Origin of the sequence: Paenibacillus sp. OAS669 (assembly GCF_014873645.1) — a bacterium.
Lineage (GTDB): Bacteria > Bacillota > Bacilli > Paenibacillales > NBRC-103111 > Paenibacillus_S > Paenibacillus_S vulneris.
Genome location: NZ_JADBDR010000027.1, coordinates 25,079 through 51,244, shown reverse-complemented (window position 1 = coordinate 51,244; position 26,166 = coordinate 25,079). Strand labels below are relative to the sequence as shown.

Below are 26,166 nucleotides of genomic sequence, written 5' to 3'. Positions count from 1 at the left end.
ATACATAAGAATCCAAGCTACGCGGGGGCTTGGCCCCTCCCGCGACCGGACTTTCACCGGATAGAAGATGCGTGCTTAGCTGGGCACGCCCAAAACAAAAAAAAGCCCGGATCACTAGGAACCAGGCTTTGGTATCGTTTGTCTAACTGTATTCGATTAGGCTGCTTATGCCAAAGCGTCACGTTTAAGCAAGTCTGCTTTGTCCGTACGTTCCCATGGAAGATCCACGTCGGTACGCCCAAAATGTCCGTAAGCCGCGGTTTGATTATAAATCGGTCTGCGAAGATCCAATTGCTTGATGATGCCTGCAGGACGCAGATCAAAATGCTTGCGGATCACATCAACCAATTTCTCTTCAGCTACTTTGCCCGTTCCAAACGTATCTACGGAGATCGATACAGGCTGTGCCACACCGATAGCGTAAGCGAGCTGAACTTCACATTTGTCAGCAAGTCCTGCTGCAACCACGTTCTTAGCGACATAACGAGCTGCATAAGCACCGGAACGGTCCACTTTCGTAGGATCTTTACCGGAGAATGCGCCGCCGCCATGACGAGCATAACCGCCGTACGTATCAACGATGATTTTACGTCCAGTCAAACCAGCGTCACCTTGTGGTCCGCCGATAACGAAACGGCCCGTTGGGTTGATGAAATACTTTGTGCTGGCATCAAGGAATTTCTCAGGCACGATTGGTTTGATAACGTGCTCTTTGATATCCGCTTGAATTTGCTCCAAAGTAACGTCTTCACTGTGCTGGGTAGAAACAACAATAGTGTCAACACGTACTGGTGTGTCGCCATCGTATTCAACTGTTACTTGGGTTTTTCCGTCTGGACGAAGGTAAGGCAAGGTACCGTTCTTACGAACTTCAGCCAGTCTTCGGGACAATTGGTGGGAAATCGAGATAGGAAGAGGCATCAGCTCAGGAGTTTCGTTAACCGCAAACCCGAACATCATCCCTTGGTCGCCTGCTCCGATAGCCTCGATTTGTTCGTCTGTCATTTGACCTTCACGTGCTTCCAGAGCCTTGTCTACGCCTTGAGCAATGTCAGGAGACTGCTCGTTCAAGGAAACAAGCACAGCGCAAGTTTTGGAGTCAAATCCGTATTTAGCACGAGTATATCCGATATCTTCGATGGTTTTGCGAGCAATAGCTTGAATGTCGACATACTCGGATTGGCTTGTGATTTCACCGATAACAAGCACCAAGCCTGTAGCAACGGATACTTCGCAAGCTACACGGGCATTGGGATCATTCTTAAGAAAAGCGTCAAGTACCGCATCGGAAATCTGGTCACAGATTTTATCCGGATGCCCTTCAGTTACGGACTCGGATGTAAATAAACGACGACCGCGAGGAATGGACATAGTATCGACCTCCTAAAGAGTATTTATTAGATAAAAAGTATACATACAAAAAATCAACCTTTTCCTATAGGAAAAGGTTTTGTTTACATGACCTTCTTTATGCTATGTTACTGGATTTGTCGAGGACTGTCAATAAAATTGCATGAGTTCCTACAAAAATTAACAATTGGAATGCCCCGTTGTTTACCTGATTAATGGCACTATAGATTGAGCATCATTTCTTCTGCTTTGCGAATCAAACGGCTTGTAATGGCTCCGCCTACAGCACCAGTATCTCTGGATGCAATATGTCCCCAATAATCCTCTTTTACTGATTGTGCCGGTATGGCACCAAGTTCTGTCGCAAATTCTACATTGGCATGGGCTGCACTCTTCCCAACAGGAAGACCTAATTCAGCCGCAATCTCATACTTCAATACATCCAATGCCTGCTTGCTTTCCGGAACCACTTTCTTGGCCTTTGCCATAAGATCCACCTCCATAAGTGATGTAAACCTAGTTTGTCCACTCACTTAAGGTGCAATCGTATAAACTGTTTACATTATGGGTAAAATTTATGGTGTAACCTTAGAGCCGTCAGCATTGGTTAACTTATAGTCGCCGCGAATCATGACGTATACTTCTTGCTTTTGTTTCGGATCCGGCTTAATACCACGGCCTTCTCTTGGAATAATCAGCAGATGATTGTTCTCAACGGCCGAACCTGCGACGATATCTTTACCTGAGGTGACATCAGCTATACCGTCGTCTTTACTGACAGCTATCGTTTTTCCGGTCCGAACAATAATCTCTGTACCGGCACTTCCATATAAAATCTGTCCTTGTTCTAATTTGATGACTTCCAAGGAAGAGCCACCGGATGAGCCGGTAGTATCTGAAGCATTATTTGATGTTCCTCCGGAATTACCATCAGCTTGTCCTTTTCCCAGCTCTGAACTGATGATTTGTCGAACCTTCTCTTCAGTTATGGACTGTTTGGTCAGCTCGTCCGTAATTTTTTGTTTAATATTTTGTTCCAAGTAGCTTTTCGTAATGACAGGATCATCTACAGAACCTGGTTGCACCGATGTATTCGTACCATCCGCATTCGCGCCCACAATGGTTGCTGCCCATAGCATTAATGTACTGATGATAATCTTGGTACGTATCTTGTTCATGCTTCACCTCTTGTATTTTGCTTGGTATGTATTGTAAGTATAGCTTGTAAAGATAAAAAAAAGAAGACCCCGAAGGGTCCCCTTTCTTTCAATAGTGGTTAACTATTAGTTTTTAACAGTTACAGCGAAGGATGCAGTTACATTGCTAGTCGAGAAGACATTAACTGTGAATGCATCAACGTTGGAACCAACTTTAGTGATTTTACCGTTAGTGATTTTAACGTCGTTATCAGTTCCGTTTTTGTCTCTAAGAACGATGTCAGAAACATAGAAGCTGATACCCAATACATCGATGTGGTTTTTACCGATGTCGCCGTCTTTAACCAAGAATTGATCTGTAGCTTTGTTTTCTTCACCTTTAGCACCAGGAGCGAACTCGGATACGATTTCGTCACCATATTGGTCTTTAACAGTGATTTTCTCAGCAAGTTGCTTATCCCACAGGTAAACACCGCTATTCAATACAGATCTTTCTACATCTTTACCAGTTTTCTTCAAGGAAATGCTAGCAACAGAAGGAGACTCATTCTTAGTTGTCAAGTTCAATGTAGCAGACTGAGACTCGTTTTTAGCATTCGTAAATACAACGTTCAATTGGGAAGTACCAGCAATCAAACCGAATACGAAGTTTGGTTTTCCGTTAGGGAAATCAGCTACTGATCTGTTACTGGAGCTTACGCTAGTGATAAGGTTAGGAACTTTAACCTCTTCACCACTGCTGTTTTTCGCTCTAACTTTGAGTTCTTTACCCAATTTGTTGTAGTTATCGTTAACGTAAGTTGCTTGGGAAACGGAACCGTTAGAAGTATAAACTGTTTTGTCAAGGTTCAAGTAGTCAGCAGAAGCAAGGATGGTGTTGTTAACACCTTTATCCAAGTATACTTCATAAGTCAATTTGTTAGAAGTTTTCGTAGGATCGATAACTTCTACATTTTGGCTCTTGCTGTCAACAGAAACTGCATCGGCTTTTGTTTTCTTTTTGTCGTACTTGAACAGTTCAGCTTTAACTGTGTAGGAAGCTTCAGGAGCACCTGGGTTAGAGTAGATTTTGAACGATTTGTCGAAGAAGTTCTCCCAATCGTTTTTACCCTTCATATCATCGCTGCTCATCAGGTCATACTCTTTAGCGTATACGTTTTTAGTAACTACACCATTCTTATCTACAACTTTAGTAGCTTCGGATGGGAATACATCAGTTCTAGTATCGTCAGCATTCTTTTGCTTAGATGCAAGGTAAGTTTTTTCAGCACCAGCAACAGAACCATCAAGAGTATAAGAAAGTCTTACGAAGTAGTTGTACTCATCGTTGTTGTTGAATTTCATTTCTGTGCCATTTTGGTCATAGATTTTGAATTTCAATTCGTTATCAACAACAGTTTTTCCGTCTCTAGCAGAAACCATTTGTTTCTTAGGCAGAGTGGAGAACTTGATTTCAGAAGCTTCACGAGCATCACCAACTTGAATAGTTGTATTTGCTCTAACGTTAGGAAGATCTTTCAAAGTAACTGTCAATGTAGCAGTACCTTTTCTACCTACGCCTTTAATTGCGATTTGACCTTTGTGAGCGCCAGTTTTTGCGATTTCATTGTCTTTATCCAAATCGATACCGCTGGAAGAACGAACGTCGATCTTATCATCGTTAAATGCATCAACGACCTCTTGCGGGCTCAATTGTTCACCTTTGGAATCTTTGAAGATCACAGGTACGTAGAATTTGTTATCAACGGATTCGTCGTTAGTGATAACGTCGTTCTCAGCCAATGTGTAGTTGTAAGAACCGAACTCTACAGTTGCTGGTACTTTGGATGCTTTGATCGTGATATCTTTAGTTACCGATTGTCCGCCACGAGCGAAGATGGAAACAGTAATTTTCTTCTCTTCGTTCTTAACAGAACGGATTTTCAAGTCTGCAGCATCGTCGCCGATAACATTATCAACAAATGCGTCTTTGTCGTCGTTACCAACTTCGAGGTCACGGTCAGTTGGGTTAACTGTTACGCCGTCATTCAACAGATCTTTATCTTCTACGCGAAGACCGTATTGGTCATATGCTTTGAAGGAAAGGTAGCCAGTTGTGTTAGCTTCCAGGTAGTCAACTTTATTACCAGCGCTGTTCAACAGGTCGCCGACGTCGATTTTGGAAACGATAGCTTTGTCACCAACAGTGAACAATTTGCTAAAGTTAATTTGACTGTCTTCATGCATGATAGTAATGTTGATTCTGTCGTTTCTTTCTTGTTTGGAATCTTGGGACAAGTTGATTGCTTGCTCGCCTGCGATTGTGGAGAAAGAACCGTCACTTACTCGAATGTCAAATTGGCTTGCGTTGAAGGAAGCTTTTTGACCATATTGGTTAGTTGCTTTAAAGTCGATACGAACTTTGTGCAACAATTTACCGTCTTTATCAACTGCAAGAGGAATTGTGTCAGATGCAGTCAAGAAGTCGATTTTTGTTACTTTTTCTTTCGTAGTTGTTACGGAAGAAGTTTTAGCAGTGTCATCGATGTTGGATACGCCGCTAATAGTAACATCAAATTTGCTTTCTTGGAATTTAGTATCGAAAGTCAGAACAGCTTTAGTTTTGTCATCGCTCCACTTCGTAGTGTAGCCAGAGGACAATGTGTTGCCGTCTTTCTTAAGTTCGATTTTAAAAGTTTTTGCAGCTTCTTCAGTCAAAGGACCGTTCAATTCAAGAGTCAACTCGTTAAAGTTAGTTGCTTTGAAGGAATTGATGGCATATTTGCCGTTGAAGTCTGCTTTGTATTGATGTTTAGCTTCATAGGAGCTGAGCACCAACAGGTCACGAGTAGCTGCAGTAGTACCACCGAAAGTACCGTCAGTACCGTTGCTCAACAATTTCAATTGAAGTGCAAGAGCTACATAACCTTTAGCCCAGTCGGAAACAGTGTTGTCGTTAACGCCTGGAGTCGCTTTGCCTTCGGAGTCTTTTTTCAGACCACGAATCAAGAAAGTAGCCAATTGTTCTTTGGTTACTTCGCCAGCTGGGTTGAACTCGCCAGGAGCGTAGCCATCAGTAATACCAGCAGCTTTAACTGCTTCGATGTACGGAAGAGCATAGCCGTTAGCTGGGTCGTCAGCTTTAACGTCCGTGAAGCTGGAAGTTTTCAAGGAAGTGTCAACTTTCAATTTGAAAACCAAAGCCGCAACTTTAGCAAATTGAGCGCGGTTCATTTTGTCTTTCAAACCAAAAGTATCGTCTTTCACGCCATCAAAAATACCAGCGGAAATCATTTCATCAAATTTAGCTTTAGTAGCTGCGTCAAGATCTTTCAGGTCGCTAAAGTTAGCGGAAGTCTTGCCAGCTTCTTCACCGAATGCTACGGAAGAAAACATCGAGAATGCCATAGCAAGGGACAAGATTGTGGATAAACTTTTTTTCATAACCTTTTTTTCTCCTCCTCGAATATCTTTCGGTTGTTGAGAGTTTTGTTTTAAATTAGAGCTCGATTCCCTCATTAGCCGATTCACCCCCTTCCCAGAGTTGAGCGAATTATTATTATAAAGGTCTGCAATGAATAAGATTGCAGAAACTAGTAAACCATAAGTAAAAAAACTAGATAATCGCATACCCTTATACATTATACACTGCAAAACTAGTAAGGTAAAGAGGTTATTTTGTGAAAAAAAACCAACAAAACCAGCCTCTTCATGGTGTATCATTTGTGTTTCAATGAATTAAACGCAGTGTTGCATCAAAAGTTGCGGTCTTTGAAAAACTTTTTTTCGGTATTTTAATTTATTTTCGTATTCATTGTTTGTTCAGCAAGCTTGTCTATCAGACATATATATCATTTTTCATACACTCGCTTGCTCACGAAACTTAGTATACAATGATATATCAGCTTCGTCATCACGTATTATTTTCCAATGTTAATTAAAGAAAAAACTCGCCATATTAGTACTTTGGCGAGTCTTTTCATCTGCTTACTTAGGTATTTTCTTTTGTTGCTTCAGTACGCGTATAGCTACAGCTGCCGCTTCGGCACGAGAGAAAGGATCTTTGGGTGCAAAGCGATATGTTTGTTTCTTTTGTCCCTCAAGAAGGACATTCGGCATACCTTCAATTAAACCGGCTTTGGTAGCCGCTTCAACAGCTCCTCTGGCGTAATAATCAATACTTCCACCGTCTGTAAAGGACTTCTGAAGGGATGCCAGCAGCTTCTTGTCATCAGTGCCCATTTTCAGATCAGCAGCACGAGCAATCATAACCGCAGCATCCTGACGAGATATCGCATCGTGGTGGCCAAAATAACCATCGCTGCCTCCTCTAACAATACCAGCCCTTGCGGCCGCTTCAATGTGTTTGAAGTCATAGAGGCCGTCAGATCCGTACAAGTCGCCTCTCTGAACGTCTTTGAAGGTTCCGTCTGTGTAAACGTTGTTGTCTATAGGCATACTTGTATCTTCGTTGTCCAACGGAATATTGAAGATTTTGACGAGCATAGTGACAAATTCCCCGCGGGTTATAGACTCATCGGGCGAGAATTTCTCAGGGCTGGACGTTTTGTTGTTCATCATCCCTTTGGAATACAAAATATCCAAATAGTCTCTTGCCCATGGATGCCCTGTCACATCATCGAAGCTGTCATCCATATACATAACCTGATAGTAACCGAAGGAATCAAATGGTACGGTAATGGTGTTTTTGCTTATGTCCACTACACCACCGATGTTTCTCCATTCTGCTCTTGTATCATTCGGCATACCGTTATTATCGGAGAAGGTGCTGAATTCAAATACCGTAACGTATTTCCATGCATCATCACGAATGCTAGAATCATATTTCAATGTCAACGTACCTCTTTTGGTAGGAATGACATTGTCTTTTAAATACCTATTATAGAAAACATCGTTCGAGGAACCAAAATCGGAAGCTTCATTCGGCAAACGACCGCTTCCTTGAAGCGCGTCCTTCAGTTTAGCTTCCTGATTAGAGCCTCTAATCTCCTCAATCGTTCCCGCATCGATCCAGAATCGCTTGCTCGCCGGTTTGAATCGTCCCGACGTTTCAATAAGGAAGTTTTTCCCGCCACGGTCTTCAATTTCTTTATCTACCCGACCGTCGTCATTGCTTGCAATACCGAACAGGATTTTGCGGTCAGCTGAAATATACTGTTTCTCTGCTGCACGATCGTTGCGCATAAGCTTTGTATCTTTAGGGAAGCTTAGTTCAATATCTCCATTAAATACTTTCATCTTGGAGGTCAGGAGTGACTTATACTGATTTCCTTCAATAGGTGTATCCACGTTAAACAGGATGAAGCTTCCGCTTAGTTTGCCTGCCGCACGATTAATAGTAAATTTAATTTCATTTTTCCCTGGCTTTAATCCTGTAACCTCATAATAATAAATATCAGGTTGGGTTGGATCTGTAGATTTGACTGCCTGATCCTTACCAAAAACTACGCTATCCGCATTTTCAGCAAGAATTTTGATTTTCTGAAAGTTCTTGTTGATGTTAGCTTGATCTTTGCCTGCTTCATTCTTAATAAGCTGCGGCTCCAGAATTAAATAAGGGGTCGGCTCACGAGTGATAGTGAACGACTTGGTTACTGTAGCCCCGCTATCGTTCGTTACGACTACTGTAAATGTATATGCGCCGTAATCATTAAGCTTAATTGGATCTCCGCTATTTCGGAATGGAGTTGCTACAGCTCCTGCTGATGTTGGCGATATACTAAGATCAATAGCTGATGTGCTGCCCGGCTTGAAATAAGTCACTTTAATTTGTTTTGCGTTTGCCGCCGAACCTGTAATTTTCAACTCGCTGGAGGTTGTATAATACGTATCCGGCTTTGTATCTTTAGTGTACTTAACATCCTTTGGATCATAATCCGGTGCAAAATTCAAGATGGTCGGAAGATTTTGACTAAATACAAAAATGTCATAGTTGGCTTCTGATACCTTTTGACCATCAATCCAAATTTCAAAATGAACCGTCTTTCTTCCATCTTCTTTCCCAAACAACGACTCAGCCCGTGTTGCATCGGTAGGCTTCACAGTAAACTTGGTAGCTGAAGAGAACGTAACCTCTCCAGGCTGATCCACCGGCTTATTGTTTATGGATACCTTCAGTTCTCCATTTCCGCCTAGGTTAGCCACTCTACCTGTAATACAAGTATTTCCGCTTTCACAGATGATCTCACTGATACTCTTTACAACCATTCCGTTGTAAATATTATCTACGATAATGTAAGGTGCAGCAGAAACCTGCAAATCATAGGATTTGGCTCCAGCCGGAAAATCAGTCGGAGTCCCCCCTGTTGTATAAGGGATAATTTCCAATGTAGTTAAACCATCGCGAAGCCCTTGCAACAGCACGTCCGCAGTATCGCTATTAATAGGATAAATTCCGCCTGAGTGCCCAGCTACCCCATCATCGTAAGGAGAGCCATTAAGCTTCACCAATACTTGCGATGATTGTTTGGCAGTGATTCTCAAAGTAGCCGGAAACTCGGTAATCTGATTGCTTCCTGTTTCAATGAGCTTAGGATTAGTGCTGGCACCAGAGATAATGCGTTCAACGAAATCTACATAAGGTGCATTAGCATCTACGAAATTGAAATTAAAGCTGGATTTCGTAGTGTCGATCATATTTTTATGGGTAAAAGTCACATCAATTTGTTGAAATCTCCGGCTCGTATTAACCGGCAAATCAACTTGAATGTTATGAATTTCAATACCACTTACTGTATCGATCGTTACATTAGTATTTGCTGTATTAAGATTTGGAATGAAGTTTGGTGTAACCCCATTGTTCAACTTACCAGTGGGATCCATTACAACATTATTATCGATATCAAGAAGAGTAAGCTTCTTATCGCTGAAATTATAGTGAAGCTTATAAGCTCCGCCTGTACCCACCATTTCGATATCGGCATAAACGTAGTCAGATACGCTTCCTGAACGGGTCGTCTTTAATGATGCGGAAAAAGTCACGTTATTGTTGGTACTTGAATTTTGCTGCAAGGTCGGAACTTGTGCCGCGCTTACCTTTTGGGTTGGCGCTGCCCCGTTAGTCGTTTTCTGATCCACCATAGCACCATAAGCAAATGCTTTGCCATCGTCATAAATAAACGACTTGTTTAAGTTGTATGTATTCGTGGAATTCTTGGATACAAAATTAACTTCATTATCACCCGGCACAAATTTGATATCATTGGTTCTGCCCGTGTTAGTAATATAGGTAAAAGTACCCCGTGTAAAATTGGCTGGATGATAAGCCGTCGTACCTCTGTTCAAGTAAGCCTCTATACTTGTAGCATTTCCCGCTATCCCTGTAACAGTCGCTCCGGAATACGGCGCCTTCTTAGGGAACATTTGACCATCAATAATTTGGTCCCCGTTAATGAGGAGATTATTAATAGTAGAAACCGGAACATAATAAGCCCAGCTTGGGGCGGATGCAGTATTTACGGTTCCGTCATATCTTAAGACGATTTTGTTAAGACCTTCGGTTAAAACTACATTAGAAAAAGTAATTTCGTTATTTCCCGTTTTAATCGGCTTGCTGGTCTTGTCGACATTCGATTTCCCTGTCTTTACGTTCGTTACCTCGAAGTAAATGTTAGAGATCTCGTCATCCCCAATACCATTCACATCAGCTGTGATAGAAATCGGGTTCGTTGTGAATTGGTCAACGATCGAATTTCCGTCCGGCTCTTTATCTGTATTACGATACTGCAAGCTTGTAACGCTCAACGTCACTTCGGCGAAGGCCGTTAATGGCGCCACTAAACTTAAAACTAGAGCCAATACAATGGAAAAGCTGGTCCATTTGTAAGTGAGTCGTTTCAAAATGGTTCCTCCTTATGTCATATTTCTTTGATATTTGTTGCATGCTGTCGATCTGCCCTCTCTGCAAAAAAGCCCCCTTTGTTCGTTTTACTGCAGACACAGGCTACCGCAGCAGTAAAAAAAGATTCGTGTACTTTACTTATCGGCTTTAAGACCTAAAAAATTTAGCGAATCCTGAAAATAGGCAGAACAAAAAATCCCAAACCTTTGAAGGTCTGGGATCTTCTACATATTACTATTTACTTAATCATCCGAGATCGGTTGCCGGACAAACCTCTTATTTTTTGCAGAAACTGAAGCACAGGCTTCTTCGTCTGACTAATGATACCTATCGCTTCCGCCCCTAGTACAAGGACCGCGATAAGAACGACGATCAATAACACCATTCCCCATATCGCCTGCTGCTCGGACATATAGGAGAGCAGAACGGCCGCGCCTCCAAATAGGGAAGCTACCCCGTAAATAATCAAGACGGTTACACGGTGACTGAAGCCTAATTGCAGCAAGCAGTGGTGCAGATGGCTCTTGTCCGGTTTGGAGATAGGCAAATTATTAACCCATCGTCTCAAAATGGCAAAGAATGTATCAGATAGAGGTACCCCAAGTATCATGATAGGCACCAGTAAGGATAAGACAGTAGCCTGCTTAAAGCCTAGGACAGATAACGTTGCCAAGCTGAACCCAAGGAAGAGTGCGCCTGAATCTCCCATAAAGATTTTGGCAGGGTGAAAATTATAAAATAAGAATCCGACAATGCTGCCAAGCAATATGATACTGAGCAGAACTACGGTTATGTTCCCCATCATCAAGGCCAAGATAAGAATCGTTGTCGTTGCGATCCCTGATACGCCTGCAGATAATCCATCCAGACCATCAATCAGGTTAATCGCATTCGTCACTCCGACAATCCAGAAAATAGTCAAAGGAACAGCCAGCCAGGTTAACGAAATGGTTGTGTCACCAAACGGAACGTTCACTAGATCAATCACGACTCCGGAATAAACGACAACGCATGCGGCGAGGATTTGCCCAAGCAGCTTTACTTTGGGGGACAAATCAAACCGGTCATCCAAAGCACCTACCAGTACAATAATTGCGCCTCCGATAAGCAAGCCCAGCGCTACGTCTCCGTTCAACGAGTCGATGGCAGGAGAAATGACGAAATAAGCGCCTACAAATCCAACAAAAATGGCCAAACCGCCTAGCCTTGGCATGATGCGACTATGTACTTTCCGATGATTGGGTGCATCAACAGCGCCTACCCAGAAAGCAAACTTTTTTACCAAAGGTGTCATTAGAAGGGCAATTATGCATGCGACAGCAAATCCAATTCCGTATAATACATTCATTTTTGTTTTCACAGCCCCTTTTATCTATAAAAACCTCAAACACTTCAGATTATACTCCGTTTGACACCGCAACACCACACTAATTTTAAGGAAATCAGGCGGTTATCAGTAAGTTTTCATAGTTTTTTTCAAGGTCTCTGTACGGTATCCTTCTCTCTAATCACTTTCAAAGCAAACTTCGGCAGGACAAGCATACGTTTGTACCGCCAAGGTTCCTGAAGCAGCCGGTAAAACCATTCCAATTTCAGCTTTTGGAACAACTTCGGTGCCCGCTTTAATTTGCCGGACATGACATCAAAGCTTCCCCCAACCCCCATAATAACCGGAACCTGAAGCTGTTCCTTGTACTTGGCGATCCAGGGCTCTTGGGTATCCGCCGATCTTCCTACCAATAGGATGTCCGGATGATGTGATCTAATATTCTCGATGACACTTTGATCCTCTTCCGGCTTAAAATAGCCATCCCTATATCCGACTAGCTGGAGGTTCGGAAACTTCTCCTTTAAACGGTTCGCAGCAGCCTCAATAATTTCGGGGGATGCTCCGAGCAAAAATACTTTCCACCCTTTGGATTGCCCCAAATCCATAAGATGATGTATCAGATCGAAGCCTGTTACCCGTTCGGCCACAGGGTTGCCAACGTATTGAGAGGCCCATACGACCCCCGCCCCGTCAGGGACGATCAAGTCGGCATTTTTCATCATCTCTAGATAAGCCGTGTTTTCCAAGGCTGACATGACCATAATCGGGTTAGCCGTAATGATTTGATGCGGGTGTCCGGAATCGATCATCCGAGCAACTTGTGTGATCGTATCCTTCATATTGAGTTTGGAGAACGGTACGCCGAATATGGACACTTTCGGTATCGTCACTTGGAATCCCTTCCTTTGGTGAAAAATGAAGCCATATATTGTGCAGGCTTTTGTGCTTCGTTCTTCAGCTGACTAATAAGCCCTTTTTTCTCTTCACGCCAGGAAGAACGATTGGCAAGCAGCTGCAGCCCTTCTTCAGCCACTCGTTCCGGCTGAATACTCTTGGTCGTTGCAACGACCGGCATTTGCAGCCGTTTCATAAATTGATCGATCTTCGGATCATAGGAAATTCCGAGCATAGGCACTTCCTGTGAAGCGGCATAGATCAGCGAATGAAGTCTCATTCCTATTAACAGCTGGCACCGGCCGACTTCAGCCAGCATGTGCTGCGGGTTAATAACATTCTCTGCCGTAGTGATCCGGGAGCTAAACTTGTCCCCGATGAGACTGCGAACTTCGCCGGAAGCATCCGTATCTAATGGCAAGTGAAACGGTAAAAATCTGACAACTGCTTCGCTTTGCTCCAACATAAGGCGCAGTGCCTCGGCAAGAGCCTTCAGCTCTGAACGGTCCTGGTTCCAATAGCGAACGGACACGCCGATGACGGGTTTTTCCTCTGACCGGTGCCCTTCCGTTTCATAAGAGCCAAGCGGCATCCCCATCACCGGATCCGGTACCACGGTGATCTCCTTCGACACCTTCATCCTCTGAAGCAATTCTCTAGATTCCTGGTCTCGAACCGATATATATTGCGTTTTATTAAAAATAGAACGAATCCAGCCAAAAAACAAACCGCGGCTAACCGGACCGATTCCTTGCGAGTAAATAAAGGTTGGTTTCCCAAACCATTGCGCAATTTTCAGGATGGCCAGGTAATAAGGAATCGTTTTTGCGCTGGTGGCATCCTGGAGAAGACTGCCCCCGCCGCTAATCAGTCCATCCGCTCCGCGAATGGCGCTAATCACTTGGCCGAGCTTCATCCGATGAACGGATTCGACTCCGTACATTCTGCTTGTTTTCTCAGGCTGAATCGAAAGAACGACCGGCACGAATCTTACGCCGTTCGCCCTTCCTTGTTCATCCAATGCCAGCAAGATAGATTGGAGTACAGCTTCATCACCGCTATTATCAAAGCCATAATAGCCGGATAAGACTATTCTTTTAGTAATAACGGGGTCCAACGACGCCAACTCCTTACTACGATCTCCCAAACAATAATGTAACCAAGTCCGATTAGGATCCCGAACGACAAGCCGTATACGATTCGAATCGACGAAATCATCAGCGGGGTATGCAAATGAGCAAAGGTATCGACTATTGAAGCCTGACCAACGACACCTACCAGGATAAGCAGCAGCGCATTGCGATATTTCATGCACAAGTAAGCTCCAAGCAGGAATAGCGGATGGGCAATCAAGAATTCCTTGGTTCTAGGTCGAATGCCTAAAGTGTTCTCCAGGAATGAGCGGAACAAACGTTCAAACGCTGAAGCTTGTCCTTCGTTTCCCGTTCTTGATAAGTAGTACATCCCGGCACCGACAATGGCGGCGGCACCGATAACCCACAATACGCTAATGTACGATGACAGCAGCTTTTTCCCTTTGGCCAGCTTTTCTTTATGAGATAAATCTTCATTAAACAGCAGCCAGTAAAGTGCTACCAGGACAATCGGCAGCAAATGCAGCACGCTGACGCCCCTGAACTGGTCTAACACCAGCGGGTAAATGATCTGATTTAGCAGCCCTACGATAAAGCATACGCCAATAACTGAGATAGCCGAAGTTCGCAGCAGCAGCCAAATCGCATAGCCAAGACGGTTGCCTGTGCGCGCCTGATACTTGGCTTTTGCCGAACGAAGGGCGTAAATAATGGCCAACGTAGGGGCACAAGTTCCCGAGGCCAAAGCAAGGGCTTGAGCGAACAAATTCGGTGAGAGAACGTATAATCCTGCTGCACCGATCAAGCCGATAATAAAGATAAACAAGGTTATCTCCGGAATAAAAGCCGATACCGTCAATGCAATCAAAGCAATCGCCCCAACGAACAACACGACCTTGGCTGCCTTCTGCCATCCGGAATGGAATGGGAAGAAGCGCTCTGCTATCCCCATGGTATATCCGGCATCTTTAATACGAGGAATCGCTCCATCCTCGCCCCGCAAGCTTTCTTTGATGGAATCGAGCGGGTTAAGAATTTTTCCTTTATCCAGATTCTTAACTGCCCGCGCATTTAGGAATACCATGCGGATATTGCGATCCTTAACCGCCAACACAAAGCGATCCGAGACGCCTTGAATGCGATCCTTCAATTCTTGCTCCGTCAAGTTCTCCGTCAGCTTCTCTCCATCCTTCTCGGTGAAGGAGTGCAGACGAACGACGTTATAATCGATCAGCTTGGATAGCCGGTTAAATCCTTTTTGCTGCGTTTTCTGCAGCTCGATATTGGCCAGGCCCATATGATGCTTTTTCATCAGCTCAGCCATAATCTCGATGTTTTCCGGCTTGGTCTCACTGACGTAGCCAGGAACCGTCTCTCCATCGATGATAAATCGCTTAACACCTAACTGTTGAAGCTGGCCGAGCAGTCCGTCCATCCGAGCTTCATCGAACGGTCTCCGGTTGGACATCCTCATAACGATTTGGAATCCTTGCTCCTTCAGCATCGAAAGCGTGATCGGATCCGGGTCCATAGGCTTGAGGTTCGCTTCATCCAGTCCCATTTCGATAATCATACCGTTTTGGTTTTTGAAGCTCCATGGACGTGTTTTTACATTCAAGCTGTTAAAGGTTTGGGTAATCAGCGGCTGGAGCTTATCCTGAGCGTCCTTCTCAGCAAACAAAATATAAGTAAAGTTTTCGTTCGGTGAGATCGGGCTCTGGGTCAGCGCAGTCGCTTCATGAGATGAAAACACCTCTATCCTCCGGCTTAATCTAAGCTCGCTTAACGTAGACTCATAGACCGCCATGGATTGTACGCCTGCGCTTTTCAGCTCTTTAAGCTGAGTCATAACAAATTGACGCGGATCTGTCTGGGTATCGGAAATTTCAAGCAAGTCCCGATAATCAAACACAATTTCAACCTTGCGCGCCGTTTGCTGTTCGGTTTCGTTTCTTTCATAAGCAATGGGCAGCGAAGCCAAAAGCCCAAGAATAACAAGCCACCATAACCATTTGATACATTTCCGATTCCAGTGCGAGTAACGCCCAGTCAACACATTCCAACTCCTACCGTTATTTTTGGTCAACCCGGCTCATGACGGCGTTAACCAGGCCATGAATCGCGTCGGAGGCTGCTTGCGCTGAATTGCCGCGGACAGCAAAATATACTTTAATCTTCGGCTCTGTGCCGGATGGACGCAAGCAGAACCACGAATTGTCCGCTAACGTATATTTCAATACATTTTCAACCGGCAATCCATACAAGCCGAGGGAGAAGTCTTCGACTTTGACAACCCTTTGGCCGTTCACTTCAGTAGGTGGATTTTCACGCCAGTCTCTCATAATGCCCTGAATTTGCTCTACGCCGTCTTTGCCTTTCATAGTCCGCGACTCAAGCGATTCCAGGAAATACCCGTGGCGCTCATAAAGCTCCTGAAGAACCGCGTACAAGGTTTTTCCTTGATTCTTATAATAAGCGGCTGCTTCACAAATAAGCATGGAAGCGATGACCGCATCCTTATCTCTTGCATAGTTGCCGGCCAGATAGCCATAGCTTTCCTCATAACCGAACAAAAATTCCGCTTCTTTAGAAGCTTCGAACTGCGTCATTTTCTCCCCGATGTACTTAAATCCGGTTAAAGTATTCAAGGTTTCCACGCCATAATGCTTGGCAATAACGGCGCCCATCTCGCTAGTTACAATGGTTTTAACTACAACCCCGTTGGAAGGCAGCTCACCGCGTTCCTTCAGATTGCTTAACAAATAATCAACCATGATGGCACCGGACTGATTGCCTGTCAGGACAAAATACTCCCCGTTCGCATCCTTGACTACCGCACCCATCCGGTCGCAATCCGGGTCGGTACCGATGATGATGTCAGCGTCGACTTCCTTCGCTTGCCGAATCGCCAAAGTGAAAGCATCCTTTTCTTCCGGGTTAGGGGACTTGACTGTAGAGAATTTAGAATCCGGCAGCTCTTGCTCGGCCACAACCTCAACATGATTAAAGCCAACAGCGCCCAAGACCGCTCGAACCGATAAGTTCCCTGCTCCATGAAGCGGAGTGTACACGACGCGGAAGCTATCGCTCATTGTTCTTACGATTTCTTTATTCAAGCTGACGGCCGTAACAGCCTGAACATACTGCTCATCCAGTTCTTCTCCAACCCACTGCAGAAGACCGGATGCTTCCGCGCTGGCCCGCGTCTCCCGTTTCACATCGCTGAAGGACTGGACCTGCTGAATCTCGCCGATCACTTGTTCCGCTTGATCAGGAACCAGCTGCCCGCCATCGGAGCCGTATACCTTGTATCCATTGTATTCAGGCGGATTGTGGCTGGCTGTCACTACAATACCTGCGGATGCCTTCAAGGCTCTAACGGCAAAGGAGAGCTCTGGCGTAGGACGCAGCGATTCAAAAACATAAGCCTTAATTCCGTTACCGGCCAACACTTTGGCTGCTTCCAGAGAGAACTCCGGCGACTGATTCCGCGAATCATAAGCTATGACTACCGACGGATTAGTGTAACCTCTTTTATTAATAAATTGTGCAAGGCCTTGTGTGGCCCGGCCCACCGTATATTTATTCATGCGGTTCGTTCCCGCTCCAATAACACCGCGAAGTCCTCCGGTTCCAAATTCGAGATCGCGGTAAAAGCGGTCCTCTATTTCCTTCGGCTGATCTGCGATGCTTTTCAATTCATTCTTCGTCTCTTCATCGATGGCAGGATCGTTCAACCATAGTTTGTATTGTTCTTCCACTCGGTTTTGCGTGCTCATAATCCATCTCCTTTTTAGACCTATATAATAGTAAGAAATAAAACCATTACTTTTTGGCGGGGTCGGACAAAGCGAACATAAGGGTTCCTTCGGCAACCACCTTGTCGCCTACTTTGGCTACGGCCTGTCCTTTCCCAATGGAGCCCTTAAGGCGTGTAATCTCTACTTCCAGGATCAAAGTATCACCAGGCACAACTTGGCCGCGGAAACGAAACTCATCAATGCCGGCGAAAAACCCCAGCTTGCCCCGGTTGGCTTCTACCAGCAGCATTGCAACAGAGCCGACTTGAGCTAACGCTTCAACAATCAGGACTCCTGGCATCACCGGATATCCCGGGAAATGGCCTGCAAAAAAAGGCTCGTTAATCGTTACGTTTTTAAGACCCACCGCTTTGACGCCGGCTTCCACCTCTAAGATTCGGTCTACAAGCAAAAATGGGTGTCGATGAGGAATAATTTCTTGAATTTGTACAGCATCCAGCACAGTAATGTGACTCCTCTCAAGATTGGGTATAAAAATTTTTCTTTCAACTTACAATATAACTGTCCCTTCATGACCTGCAGTAGTGAAGGTTGATATAAGGGAGCTTATGTCCAGGCTTGCCGATGTATGCCAGCTTGGGCCTAAGCTCTTTTTACAGTATAAGGGCTAACGAGGCTGCACATCCACTCTTGCTCCAGAAGTGCGGCAGGCCTCTTCATATGTTGGGCTTTTGCGGCTCAACGGCCACCTTATCTTCGGGTTTATTGAGAAAGTAAAATTGAAAGGCATAAATCGTCGATGTAACGAAAGAAACAATAATAACAAACCATAAATAGGCATTCGCATAAGGAAGCTGAAAAATAATAAGCAGAATGGCTACATAGTATAAAACCGTTGTCAATTTACCCATAGCATTAGCCGGTACCGTCTGTTTGCCGCGAAAGTGAAAAATCGCTGACCCCACAATCATTCCAGCATCGCGCAAGAACATGGCCAAAGCAGCCTCCCACGAAATCATCCTGGACCACACCAAGGAAAGAATGACGGTTATCATCATCATCTTGTCCGCCAATGGATCGAGCATGCTGCCCAGTTGGGTGACCAGCTTCTTTTTACGCGCGATATAACCGTCCAGCACATCCGTCATCCCCGCCAGCAGCAGCACAAAAAAAGCGGATCTGACATAACCTGCCTCGAACACCAACAAATACACGGGGATAAGAAAAAACCGGCATACTGTTAACAGATTAGGTAAGTTCCACACGTAAAAACCTTTCTCCCCTTCCGCGTGATTTGGGCATTCGTTCCCATCATCCATATATTATACCGTTCTTAGACCAAAAATAAAACTCCCACGAAGGGAGCTTCTACGACGGTATTAAGTTTCGGAAAAGACCAGATCATACAAATGACGCCATGTGTCTATTTCATAGACTTCGCTCATGGGACGCTTTCCTATATAGACGTATCCCAAGACAAGCCCAATAGCTAAAGCAACCATACATAGGAACGGAATGGACAACCACTTGGCTATTAAAAAGGTGACTCGCTTCCATTTTTTTGGGGACTTGGGACGTTTCTGTCCTTTATCCTTACTTGCTTTTTTGGGAACTGCTTCTGTCATTACCTCAACCTCACTTTAAAAGAGGCCTATCCGCGCAAGCTGTTGGCAAGACCCATCATCGTATCTGCGGAAGTGATCGCTCTCGAGTTTAATTGGAATGACCTTTGCACTTGAAGCAGGTCCGTCATTTCATCGGCTAATTTCACGTTCGACTTCTCTAGGAATCCTTGACGCACGGCCACTCTATTTACTGTATTGTCCGTTGTTGCTACGGGCTCCAAAATATCATTGGGGTTCGCAGCATCGGCCGGTAACCCGTATAAATTATCACCCAGCTGCTTCAGAAGCTGCGGGCGAAGAACGCGTACCATCTTGATCTGGCCGACTTCTACCGGAGGAGCCGACTTGTCGGCATCGTCCATCGCCATGATCGTACCGTCCTCTTCAATCTTCACTTTATGGTTAGCCGGAACTCGGATCGGATTCCCGTCGGTTCCCATTACGTAACGTCCATCTTTCGTGGTCAGAAAGAAGTCCGCATCCGCCGGGTTTTCCGAAGGACTCAGCTGAAAGGAACCATCCCTCGTCCATACGGTTTGGGCTGTTAAGGCCCCATTGGCATCCCGGGTGATGCTATTGATTTCGAATAAACCGTTACCCTCGACAGCTAAATCCAGATCGTTGCCTGTAGGCTGCAGGGAGCCTTGTCCCATATTGAGCTGAGCCTGTACTAGCATGGCACCCCATCCCTGATTATACCCAAGAGGAGATAAACGGCCTTGCTTTTGAAACCCGTTAGGCTGTTGCTTTACGCTGGTAAGGACATCCTGGAAGGATGCTTCTTTGCGTTTATATCCGTTCGTATCAATATTAGCCATGTTATTGGATAAAATATCGAGCTTTTGCTGCAGAGCCTGCATTGATACCGACGCGTTGATCATTGAGTTGTTCATGCGTTTCCTCCTAAGAGTTTTGCGAAGCAAAACTTACTACGTAAGCGCTGCTGAGTTTTGCTGCAGTAAGCTTGCTTCGTAAACATCGCCGAGTCCTGACCTAGCAAGTAGGCTGCCGCGGCAACCCATTCGCTTATACTCGGCCGACCTCGTTAACGGCCTTGTCCATGCTTTTGTCATAAAACTGGACCACTTTCTGGTTCGCCTCATAAGCTCTTAGAGCGGCCATCATATCAACCACAGATTGGCTCCCATCGACATTGGAGCGCTCAATAAACCCTTGGCGTACCTCCAGCTGCTCCATCTCGTTAGGATCGTTCGCATTAACAGGTCTTGCCATGCCTTCGAAGCCAGGATTCAACCGATATAACCCATTTCCTTCGCGCACCAATTGGTTCGGGTCTTCAATGCGGCTAATCAACAGACTGACAGGCTGATTGTTAGCATTAAGAATTTCGCTTCCGTCCGGATTCAGAAACCGACCCGACTTCGTTACACGAAAATCGATGATTGGCGTTTGGGTTGTGGTGTCCATCAACACAATAGGTTGTCCATCCGTACCCAGTACCGGAAGCCCGTTAGTCGAAATTAACCGTCCGTTGACGTCGACGGAGAACTTGCCGTCCAATGTATACCGCTGCTCGCCATTAGGATCCTGAACCGTAAATAGAGCTTGCGGCTGATTAATTCGCTGCCCATTAGCATCCACATATTTACCTGAAGCATCAAATCGGGCACCAGGCACCTGCATGTTGGATACAATCGCAAAATCAAACGGACTGCTCGTCTCCTGAATGTCCCCCTGCTTATGGACGGACACATTTTCCTCCGCCATAACGCCTGTATTGAGGCGGCCCACAGGAATGGCTTGAGGCTCTCCCTTCCCGTTCCCGATACGCGAAATCAGCATTTCCGGAAAGGAGCGGTTTATCGCATTGCCTTGTTTGAAGCCCGGTGTATTGATGTTAGCGATGTTGTTCGTCACGATGTCGTGTCTGCGCTGTTGTGAAATCATACCCGAAGCCGCGGTATAAAGACCTCTTAGCATGGTTATGTATCCTCCCAGACGTACCAGTTAATAGTTGAAGCCGGGTTAAAACTTCCGTTTGGAGACCTTGTCAAGGTTGTCCAGCATAATTCCGGTTCCTTTAACGACGCAATGCATCGGGTCTTCTGCAATAAGGACAGGCACCTTAAGCTCGTCCGCCAGCAATTGATCAATTCCGTGCAATAAAGCGCCGCCGCCCGTCAGAATAACGCCTCTGTCAATAATATCTGCGGATAGCTCCGGAGGAGTGCGTTCCAATACGGATTTTGCCGCAGCAACGATCGAAGAAACCGGATCCCACAACGCTTCCTGAATCTCATTCGAGTTGATGGTAATCGTCAACGGCAGTCCGCTCACCATATCTCTGCCGCGGATATCCATCGTTTCCTTGCGTCCGTCCGGATACACTGTTCCAATTTTGACCTTGATATCTTCCGAGGTGCGTTCCCCGATCAAAAGCTTATATTTGCTCTTGATATACTTCATAATACTATTATCGAACTTGTCCCCCGCAATTTTAATAGAAGAGGAGGTGACAATATCGCCCATGGACAGCACGGCAACATCTGTCGTCCCCCCGCCAATGTCTACAACCATGTTCCCGCTAGGCTGGTAAATATCCATGCCCGCGCCGATCGCAGCGGCTTTAGGCTCCTCTTCCAAGAATACCTCTCGGGCTCCGCTGCGCTCTGCAGCTTCACGAATAGCCTTTTGCTCCACGGACGTAATGTTGGTCGGAGCGCAGATGAGAATTCTAGGATGGCTGTACCACTGCTTGCCTCCGACCTTATTGATGAAGTGCTTGAGCATTAATTCCGTGATCTCGAAGTCGGCTATGACGCCGTCCTTAAGTGGGCGAATAGCCACAATATTGCCGGGAGTACGTCCAACCATACGGAACGCTTCCTCCCCTACGGCCAGCACCCGCTTCGTGTCGCTCTCAATGGCGACAACCGACGGCTCATCCAGTACAACGCCGCGCCCTTTCACATGTATCAGGACGTTCGCTGTCCCAAGATCTATGCCAATATCCTTGCTTAACATTGAAATGTTCCTCCCTAAACAAACCGTCCATTCCTTAAACAGAAGCGGTACCTCTATTATAATCGTTACTGTATACCATTCGCTATTCGTTTGCAAAATCCTCTTTTTTAATCGGCTTTTTCGACATGAATCGCTTTCTGTTGTCGGTTCGGATCGGTTTGAGGGAGTGTAAGCGAAATCATAACCTTTTACTTCGCGGTGACCAGTTTATCCTGAGCTTTTGGGCTGCGTGTTTTCCGGTATTTGATCTTCGTAGCTTCCCCCCCGCGCAGGTGACGAATCGACTTGTGATACTCCAGAATATGTTTGACTTGGTTAGCCAGATCCGGGTTAATTTCGGGCAGTCTTTCGGTTAAATCCTTGTGCACCGTACTCTTGGAAACACCGAATTCTTTAGCGATTGTGCGAACCGTATGCTTAGTTTCCACTAGGCAACGTCCGATTTTGATGGTTCGCTCCTTAATGTAATCGTGCACTCCCCTCGCCTCCCTACTCGAGTTAGTTTGGTACATTATATGAGGGGCGTTTACTTATATTCTTTGTTTCCAAGCGTGACAAGCCCATTAAGACACAATTATTTTCAAGGACAAGCAGCCATGACAAGCTTCGATGCGAAAAAAAGGGAGCGTCTATGCGCCCCCCGCCATCTTTATTCCTGGTTCAGATTAATGACTTGTCAAAAAGGTTTCCGGATTGACGGCTTGACCGCTCTCACCTTGGCGAACCTCGAAGTGAAGGTGGTTGCCTTGTTCCTTCTCCAGCTCGTTGCGGCCGGCTTTGGCGATAATATCGCCTTTTTTCACTTCGGCATCTTTGGCTACTTTAATATCCGCCAAGCTTTGGTATACGGTAACCAAACCGTTGGAATGCGTAATTTCTACCAGGTTGCCGACGACCGGATTTTTCTCCACTGCCGTCACCTTGCCGCTCATAGCAGCCATAACGTCAAACGACTGATTGTCCGGTCTGGAGAAATCCATGCCCATGTGCGGAGTGAACGTGTCGCCGTATTCTACCATGGCTGTCTGTCTTACTTCGTTAGAAGCCTTGCTGTCGAAGAACGGAAGCACTACATCAAGCTCACTGCGATCCTTGAACGGCCATTGCATCGTTTCGGTGTTGGCGTTGACAGCTACGGCGTTCGGGTTCATTACGCTATCGGTTACCGATGCCGATTTGCTGCTGTCGATTCCCAATTCATTCGTTAGGGTCGACTTTCCGGCATCCTGGTACACCCACATTAACGTTAAGATAATTGCCGCCGCTGCCATGTAAGTTGCAGGAAACACCCACTTTTTCGCTAGCAATCTTCTCCAGGAAAAAGCTGGTTTGGTTTGCGCTCCTTCGATAGTTTTAGGAGCTTCTTCATTGTTTTGCAAATCTCTCTTTTGATCATTCATAGATTTATCACCTCGCTAACCATTGTTGCCACGGATACAAGTTTTATACGCGAGATGATCTATTTTTTTAGAAACTTTTCCCTTTTACTAGGTTCGATGCTCTACTAATTTGGATTCCGGTATAAAAATACTTGACGATCTCCTCCGCTTTACGTCCCTCCATCGCCATTCCGTTGGCTCCCCATTGACTCATTCCGACTCCATGGCCGTAGCCGAACGTAGTGACCTGCAGATTCGTCCCCTTCCAACTCCATTGAAATTGAGAGGAAGCCAAGCCCAGCTTCTCACGGACTTCACGACCCGTAAATGTCTTTCCTCCTATGGCCATTGACTTGATCCTGTGCCCTTCGGTCATCTGAAGCACCTTTAACGCCCCGCTGCCGTTGGCGGAGACCGGAATGGACGTGCGAATGCCCAGCTTGCTTTGCAGCTCTTTGAGAGGAATGGTGGTTGTCTCCTTGTAACGCGGCGATAGCTTGGTGTCCCAAGGGCTGGGCACGCTGCGTAAATACGGGATGTATTCGTTCCAGTAATCCTCCGAATTTTCCGTATATCCGTTGCTGGTAGAGAAGAAGGTAGCCTGGATCGGCTTTTGTTGATAGGTTAAGATCAAATCCTTCGTTTCGTTCACCGCCTGATCCAGCTTGTCCGAATTAGCCGCATAGGCTGCTCCCCATCGCGCTTTCAATTCGTCGTCGGACACATAGGCTTGGTGAGCAGTCGTATCCGTTACCCAGGCATTGCTTACCGGCATGTTGCTGAAATCCTGCTCCACTATTCTTCTAAGGATGTACGTTCGCGCCGCCATAGCCTGAGCCTTCATTGCTTCCAATTCAAACTCTATCGGCATCTCGGCAGCCAAGACGCCTCTTACGTAGGCTTCGAGTGGAATAGATTCCACTTGCTTGTTTTTGCTCAAATAGACCGGGATAACGAGGGAGGCGATCCCTTCCTGTTGAACTGGCTGTGAGGCTGCCGCGTCCTGCTGTCTTTCTGCCGGAGGCGCAGGAGTAACGTTTTTTACGAGTATGGCGGGTACTATGATTATGACGGCTAAGAAACTAGTTAAAGATAGCGCAGCCCATTGGATCATCACTCTCTTGTCCATCGTTTCTACTTCCTCCATCTTCTGTCGGCTCTTAGACAGCTTATTGTTGTGATGCCAGGTAACTCCATCTTATGAGCCCAAAAAATAGAATAGAACACGGAAATAGAAAACAAAAAAGAGGAGCTCTCCCTCGTATGAGAGATTCTCCTCCTGCCGTACACCTTCTATTCAATTATGCCAAGCTAGGGCTTACAGCGAAGATCGAAATGGATTCTTCCTCCGGCTCCACGACTTCCAGCGATACCCGCTGAATGTCTGCACCCAGCATACGCAGCTTATTGGCAATATCAACGTAGCCCCGGTCAATATGGTGGATGCCGGTAATCTCCGTTTCTCCATCCGCAGCAAGCGCAGCCAGGATAAGTGCCGCTCCGGCGCGAAGGTCGGTAGCGCATACCTTGGCTCCACGCAGTCTGGCGCCGCCGCTAATGACAGCCGAACGCCCGTCAACCTTAATGGACGCATTCATATTAACCAGCTGTTCTACATGCATAAAGCGGTTCTCGAATACGGTTTCCGTAACGATACCGGTCCCTTCAGCCGTTAACAAGAGCGCCATCATTTGCGATTGCATATCGGTAGGAAATCCGGGATAAGGCAGCGTCTTCACATCAACGCAGCGAAGAGCTCTATCGGTATATACACGAAGACCGTTCTCGTCTTCCTCGATGGTTACACCCATCTCCTGCATCTTGGAAATAACCGGCCTTAAGTGATCGCCAATGGCGCCTTCAATGTACAAGTCGCTTCCTGTAATTGCTGCAGCAATCATGTATGTACCCGCTTCGATCCGGTCCGGTATGACCGTATGTACTGCACCGCTCAGCTTCTCGACACCGTCGATACGAATGAGCCCTGTTCCGGCACCGCGAATTTTGGCTCCCATGGCATTCAAATAGTTTGCCAAGTCCACAATCTCCGGCTCCTTAGCCGCATTCTCGATCGTGGTCGTCCCTTCGGCCAACGTGGCGGCCATCATAATATTTTCGGTAGCCCCAACGCTAGCCACGTCCAGGTACACCTTCGCACCCTTCAGCCGGCCCGATACTCTCGCCTCGATATAGCCCTGACCCAGCTCGATCTCCGCTCCCATCGCCTCAAAGCCTTTTAAGTGCTGATCAATAGGACGCGTGCCGATCGCGCAGCCGCCCGGCAATGATATTCTTGCCTGACCCATACGGGCCAATAAAGGTCCCATAACAAGAAAAGAAGCCCTCATTTTGCGGACCAGCTCGTAGGAAGCCTCGCACGTTACAATGTTCCGGGCATTGACCCGTATCGTTTCATCTTTATATTCGATTTGTACCCCGAGACTTTCCAAAACCTTATTAATAACGATGACGTCGTCCAGGGGAGGTGCGTCGTGGATTACGCTGTCTCCTTCTGTACCCAAAATAGAGGCTGCGATAATCGGCAAAACGGCGTTTTTTGCACCGTGTATTCTAACTTTGCCTGACAATCTCTGGCCGCCGCGGACGATAATTTTGCTCATCATGGTCCCCCTCCGCGCTGTTTTCATTGCACACTGTACTAGTTTAGCATTGAACCTTCAGCATGTAAATTTTCATTTTGAAAAACCAATCAAGATACTATTCGGAGCAAACAAGGGATTTACAACGGTT

20 protein-coding genes are annotated in these 26,166 nt (G+C 45.9%); all 20 read right to left on the bottom strand.

Going from position 1 to position 26,166, the window contains the following annotated elements:
• Positions 1-165 precede the first annotated feature (165 nt).
• The gene (gene metK / locus GGC63_RS33200; protein ID WP_225948674.1) at positions 166-1,371 is read right to left on the bottom strand and encodes a methionine adenosyltransferase; all 1,206 of its coding nucleotides are present in this window, start codon (positions 1,369-1,371) and stop codon (positions 166-168) included.
• 200 nt (positions 1,372-1,571) lie between these two features.
• The gene (locus GGC63_RS33195; protein WP_192705861.1) at positions 1,572-1,838 is read right to left on the bottom strand and encodes an alpha/beta-type small acid-soluble spore protein; all 267 of its coding nucleotides are present in this window, start codon (positions 1,836-1,838) and stop codon (positions 1,572-1,574) included.
• Positions 1,839-1,925: 87 nt separating this feature from the next.
• Positions 1,926-2,528, bottom strand: coding sequence for a hypothetical protein (locus GGC63_RS33190; RefSeq protein WP_192705860.1), 603 nt, complete (start codon positions 2,526-2,528; stop codon positions 1,926-1,928).
• Between the two features lie 105 nt (positions 2,529-2,633).
• Positions 2,634-6,005 carry an S-layer homology domain-containing protein gene (locus GGC63_RS33185; RefSeq protein ID WP_192705859.1) on the bottom strand — a complete coding sequence of 1,124 codons (3,372 nt, stop codon included), beginning with the start codon at positions 6,003-6,005 and terminating at the stop codon, positions 2,634-2,636.
• 468 nt (positions 6,006-6,473) lie between these two features.
• The gene (locus GGC63_RS33180; protein ID WP_192705858.1) at positions 6,474-10,346 is read right to left on the bottom strand and encodes an S-layer homology domain-containing protein; all 3,873 of its coding nucleotides are present in this window, start codon (positions 10,344-10,346) and stop codon (positions 6,474-6,476) included.
• Positions 10,347-10,585: 239 nt separating this feature from the next.
• Entirely contained in the window at positions 10,586-11,695 is a 1,110-nt protein-coding gene (locus GGC63_RS33175) for an MraY family glycosyltransferase (protein ID WP_192705857.1), read from the bottom strand.
• A 128-nt stretch (positions 11,696-11,823) separates the two neighbouring features.
• Positions 11,824-12,516, bottom strand: a complete 693-nt coding sequence (locus tag GGC63_RS33170) for a WecB/TagA/CpsF family glycosyltransferase (RefSeq protein ID WP_079914323.1) — start codon at positions 12,514-12,516, stop codon at positions 11,824-11,826.
• Between the two features lie 47 nt (positions 12,517-12,563).
• On the bottom strand, positions 12,564-13,688 hold the full coding sequence (gene csaB, locus GGC63_RS33165; RefSeq protein ID WP_192705856.1) for a polysaccharide pyruvyl transferase CsaB: 1,125 nt from the start codon (positions 13,686-13,688) through the stop codon (positions 12,564-12,566).
• Positions 13,661-15,718: a DUF5693 family protein gene (locus tag GGC63_RS33160; RefSeq protein ID WP_192705855.1), complete on the bottom strand. Its 2,058-nt coding sequence runs from the start codon at positions 15,716-15,718 to the stop codon at positions 13,661-13,663. The genes csaB and GGC63_RS33160 overlap by 28 nt, the downstream gene beginning before the upstream one ends.
• Before the next feature lie 19 nt (positions 15,719-15,737).
• Entirely contained in the window at positions 15,738-17,444 is a 1,707-nt protein-coding gene (locus GGC63_RS33155; RefSeq protein WP_192705854.1) for a phospho-sugar mutase, read from the bottom strand.
• Positions 17,445-17,490: 46 nt separating this feature from the next.
• A complete protein-coding gene (gene fabZ, locus GGC63_RS33150) occupies positions 17,491-17,928 on the bottom strand; it encodes a 3-hydroxyacyl-ACP dehydratase FabZ (protein ID WP_192705853.1) in 438 nt (145 codons plus the stop codon).
• Between the two features lie 214 nt (positions 17,929-18,142).
• Entirely contained in the window at positions 18,143-18,691 is a 549-nt protein-coding gene (locus tag GGC63_RS33145; RefSeq protein ID WP_192705852.1) for a CDP-alcohol phosphatidyltransferase family protein, read from the bottom strand.
• Between the two features lie 114 nt (positions 18,692-18,805).
• The gene (locus GGC63_RS33140) at positions 18,806-19,051 is read right to left on the bottom strand and encodes a DNA-directed RNA polymerase subunit beta (RefSeq protein WP_079914235.1); all 246 of its coding nucleotides are present in this window, start codon (positions 19,049-19,051) and stop codon (positions 18,806-18,808) included.
• A 26-nt stretch (positions 19,052-19,077) separates the two neighbouring features.
• On the bottom strand, positions 19,078-19,944 hold the full coding sequence (locus GGC63_RS33135) for a flagellar hook-basal body protein (RefSeq protein ID WP_192705851.1): 867 nt from the start codon (positions 19,942-19,944) through the stop codon (positions 19,078-19,080).
• A 133-nt stretch (positions 19,945-20,077) separates the two neighbouring features.
• A complete protein-coding gene (locus tag GGC63_RS33130; protein ID WP_192705850.1) occupies positions 20,078-20,992 on the bottom strand; it encodes a flagellar hook-basal body protein in 915 nt (304 codons plus the stop codon).
• Positions 20,993-21,037: 45 nt separating this feature from the next.
• Complete coding sequence (locus GGC63_RS33125) at positions 21,038-22,036, bottom strand: rod shape-determining protein (RefSeq protein WP_079914232.1); 999 nt, start codon at positions 22,034-22,036, stop codon at positions 21,038-21,040.
• Between the two features lie 188 nt (positions 22,037-22,224).
• Positions 22,225-22,512 carry a sporulation transcriptional regulator SpoIIID gene (gene spoIIID, locus GGC63_RS33120; RefSeq protein WP_028550977.1) on the bottom strand — a complete coding sequence of 96 codons (288 nt, stop codon included), beginning with the start codon at positions 22,510-22,512 and terminating at the stop codon, positions 22,225-22,227.
• Positions 22,513-22,701: 189 nt separating this feature from the next.
• Complete coding sequence (locus tag GGC63_RS33115; protein ID WP_079914231.1) at positions 22,702-23,436, bottom strand: M23 family metallopeptidase; 735 nt, start codon at positions 23,434-23,436, stop codon at positions 22,702-22,704.
• Positions 23,437-23,503: 67 nt separating this feature from the next.
• Positions 23,504-24,562 carry a stage II sporulation protein D gene (gene spoIID, locus GGC63_RS33110; RefSeq protein WP_192705849.1) on the bottom strand — a complete coding sequence of 353 codons (1,059 nt, stop codon included), beginning with the start codon at positions 24,560-24,562 and terminating at the stop codon, positions 23,504-23,506.
• Positions 24,563-24,716: 154 nt separating this feature from the next.
• Positions 24,717-26,036 (bottom strand): UDP-N-acetylglucosamine 1-carboxyvinyltransferase, encoded by a 1,320-nt coding sequence (gene murA / locus GGC63_RS33105; protein ID WP_192705863.1) that lies wholly within the window; start codon positions 26,034-26,036, stop codon positions 24,717-24,719.
• Between the last annotated feature and the right edge of the window lie 130 nt (positions 26,037-26,166).

Excerpts from the sequence above, each read along its gene's own strand:
- metK (WP_225948674.1), bottom strand. The coding sequence starts at position 1,371 with ATGTCCATTCCTCGCGGTCGTCGTTTATTTACATCCGAGTCCGTAACT.
- GGC63_RS33195 (WP_192705861.1), bottom strand. The coding sequence starts at position 1,838 with ATGGCAAAGGCCAAGAAAGTGGTTCCGGAAAGCAAGCAGGCATTGGAT.
- GGC63_RS33190 (WP_192705860.1), bottom strand. The coding sequence starts at position 2,528 with ATGAACAAGATACGTACCAAGATTATCATCAGTACATTAATGCTATGG.
- GGC63_RS33185 (WP_192705859.1), bottom strand. The coding sequence starts at position 6,005 with ATGAGGGAATCGAGCTCTAATTTAAAACAAAACTCTCAACAACCGAAA.
- GGC63_RS33175 (WP_192705857.1), bottom strand. The coding sequence starts at position 11,695 with ATGAATGTATTATACGGAATTGGATTTGCTGTCGCATGCATAATTGCC.
- GGC63_RS33170 (WP_079914323.1), bottom strand. The coding sequence starts at position 12,516 with ATGAAGGATACGATCACACAAGTTGCTCGGATGATCGATTCCGGACAC.
- GGC63_RS33155 (WP_192705854.1), bottom strand. The coding sequence starts at position 17,444 with ATGAGCACGCAAAACCGAGTGGAAGAACAATACAAACTATGGTTGAAC.
- GGC63_RS33140 (WP_079914235.1), bottom strand. The coding sequence starts at position 19,051 with ATGACAGAAGCAGTTCCCAAAAAAGCAAGTAAGGATAAAGGACAGAAA.
- GGC63_RS33135 (WP_192705851.1), bottom strand. The coding sequence starts at position 19,944 with ATGAACAACTCAATGATCAACGCGTCGGTATCAATGCAGGCTCTGCAG.
- GGC63_RS33130 (WP_192705850.1), bottom strand. The coding sequence starts at position 20,992 with ATGCTAAGAGGTCTTTATACCGCGGCTTCGGGTATGATTTCACAACAG.
- GGC63_RS33125 (WP_079914232.1), bottom strand. The coding sequence starts at position 22,036 with ATGTTAAGCAAGGATATTGGCATAGATCTTGGGACAGCGAACGTCCTG.
- GGC63_RS33115 (WP_079914231.1), bottom strand. The coding sequence starts at position 23,436 with ATGAATGATCAAAAGAGAGATTTGCAAAACAATGAAGAAGCTCCTAAA.
- spoIID (WP_192705849.1), bottom strand. The coding sequence starts at position 24,562 with ATGGAGGAAGTAGAAACGATGGACAAGAGAGTGATGATCCAATGGGCT.
- murA (WP_192705863.1), bottom strand. The coding sequence starts at position 26,036 with ATGAGCAAAATTATCGTCCGCGGCGGCCAGAGATTGTCAGGCAAAGTT.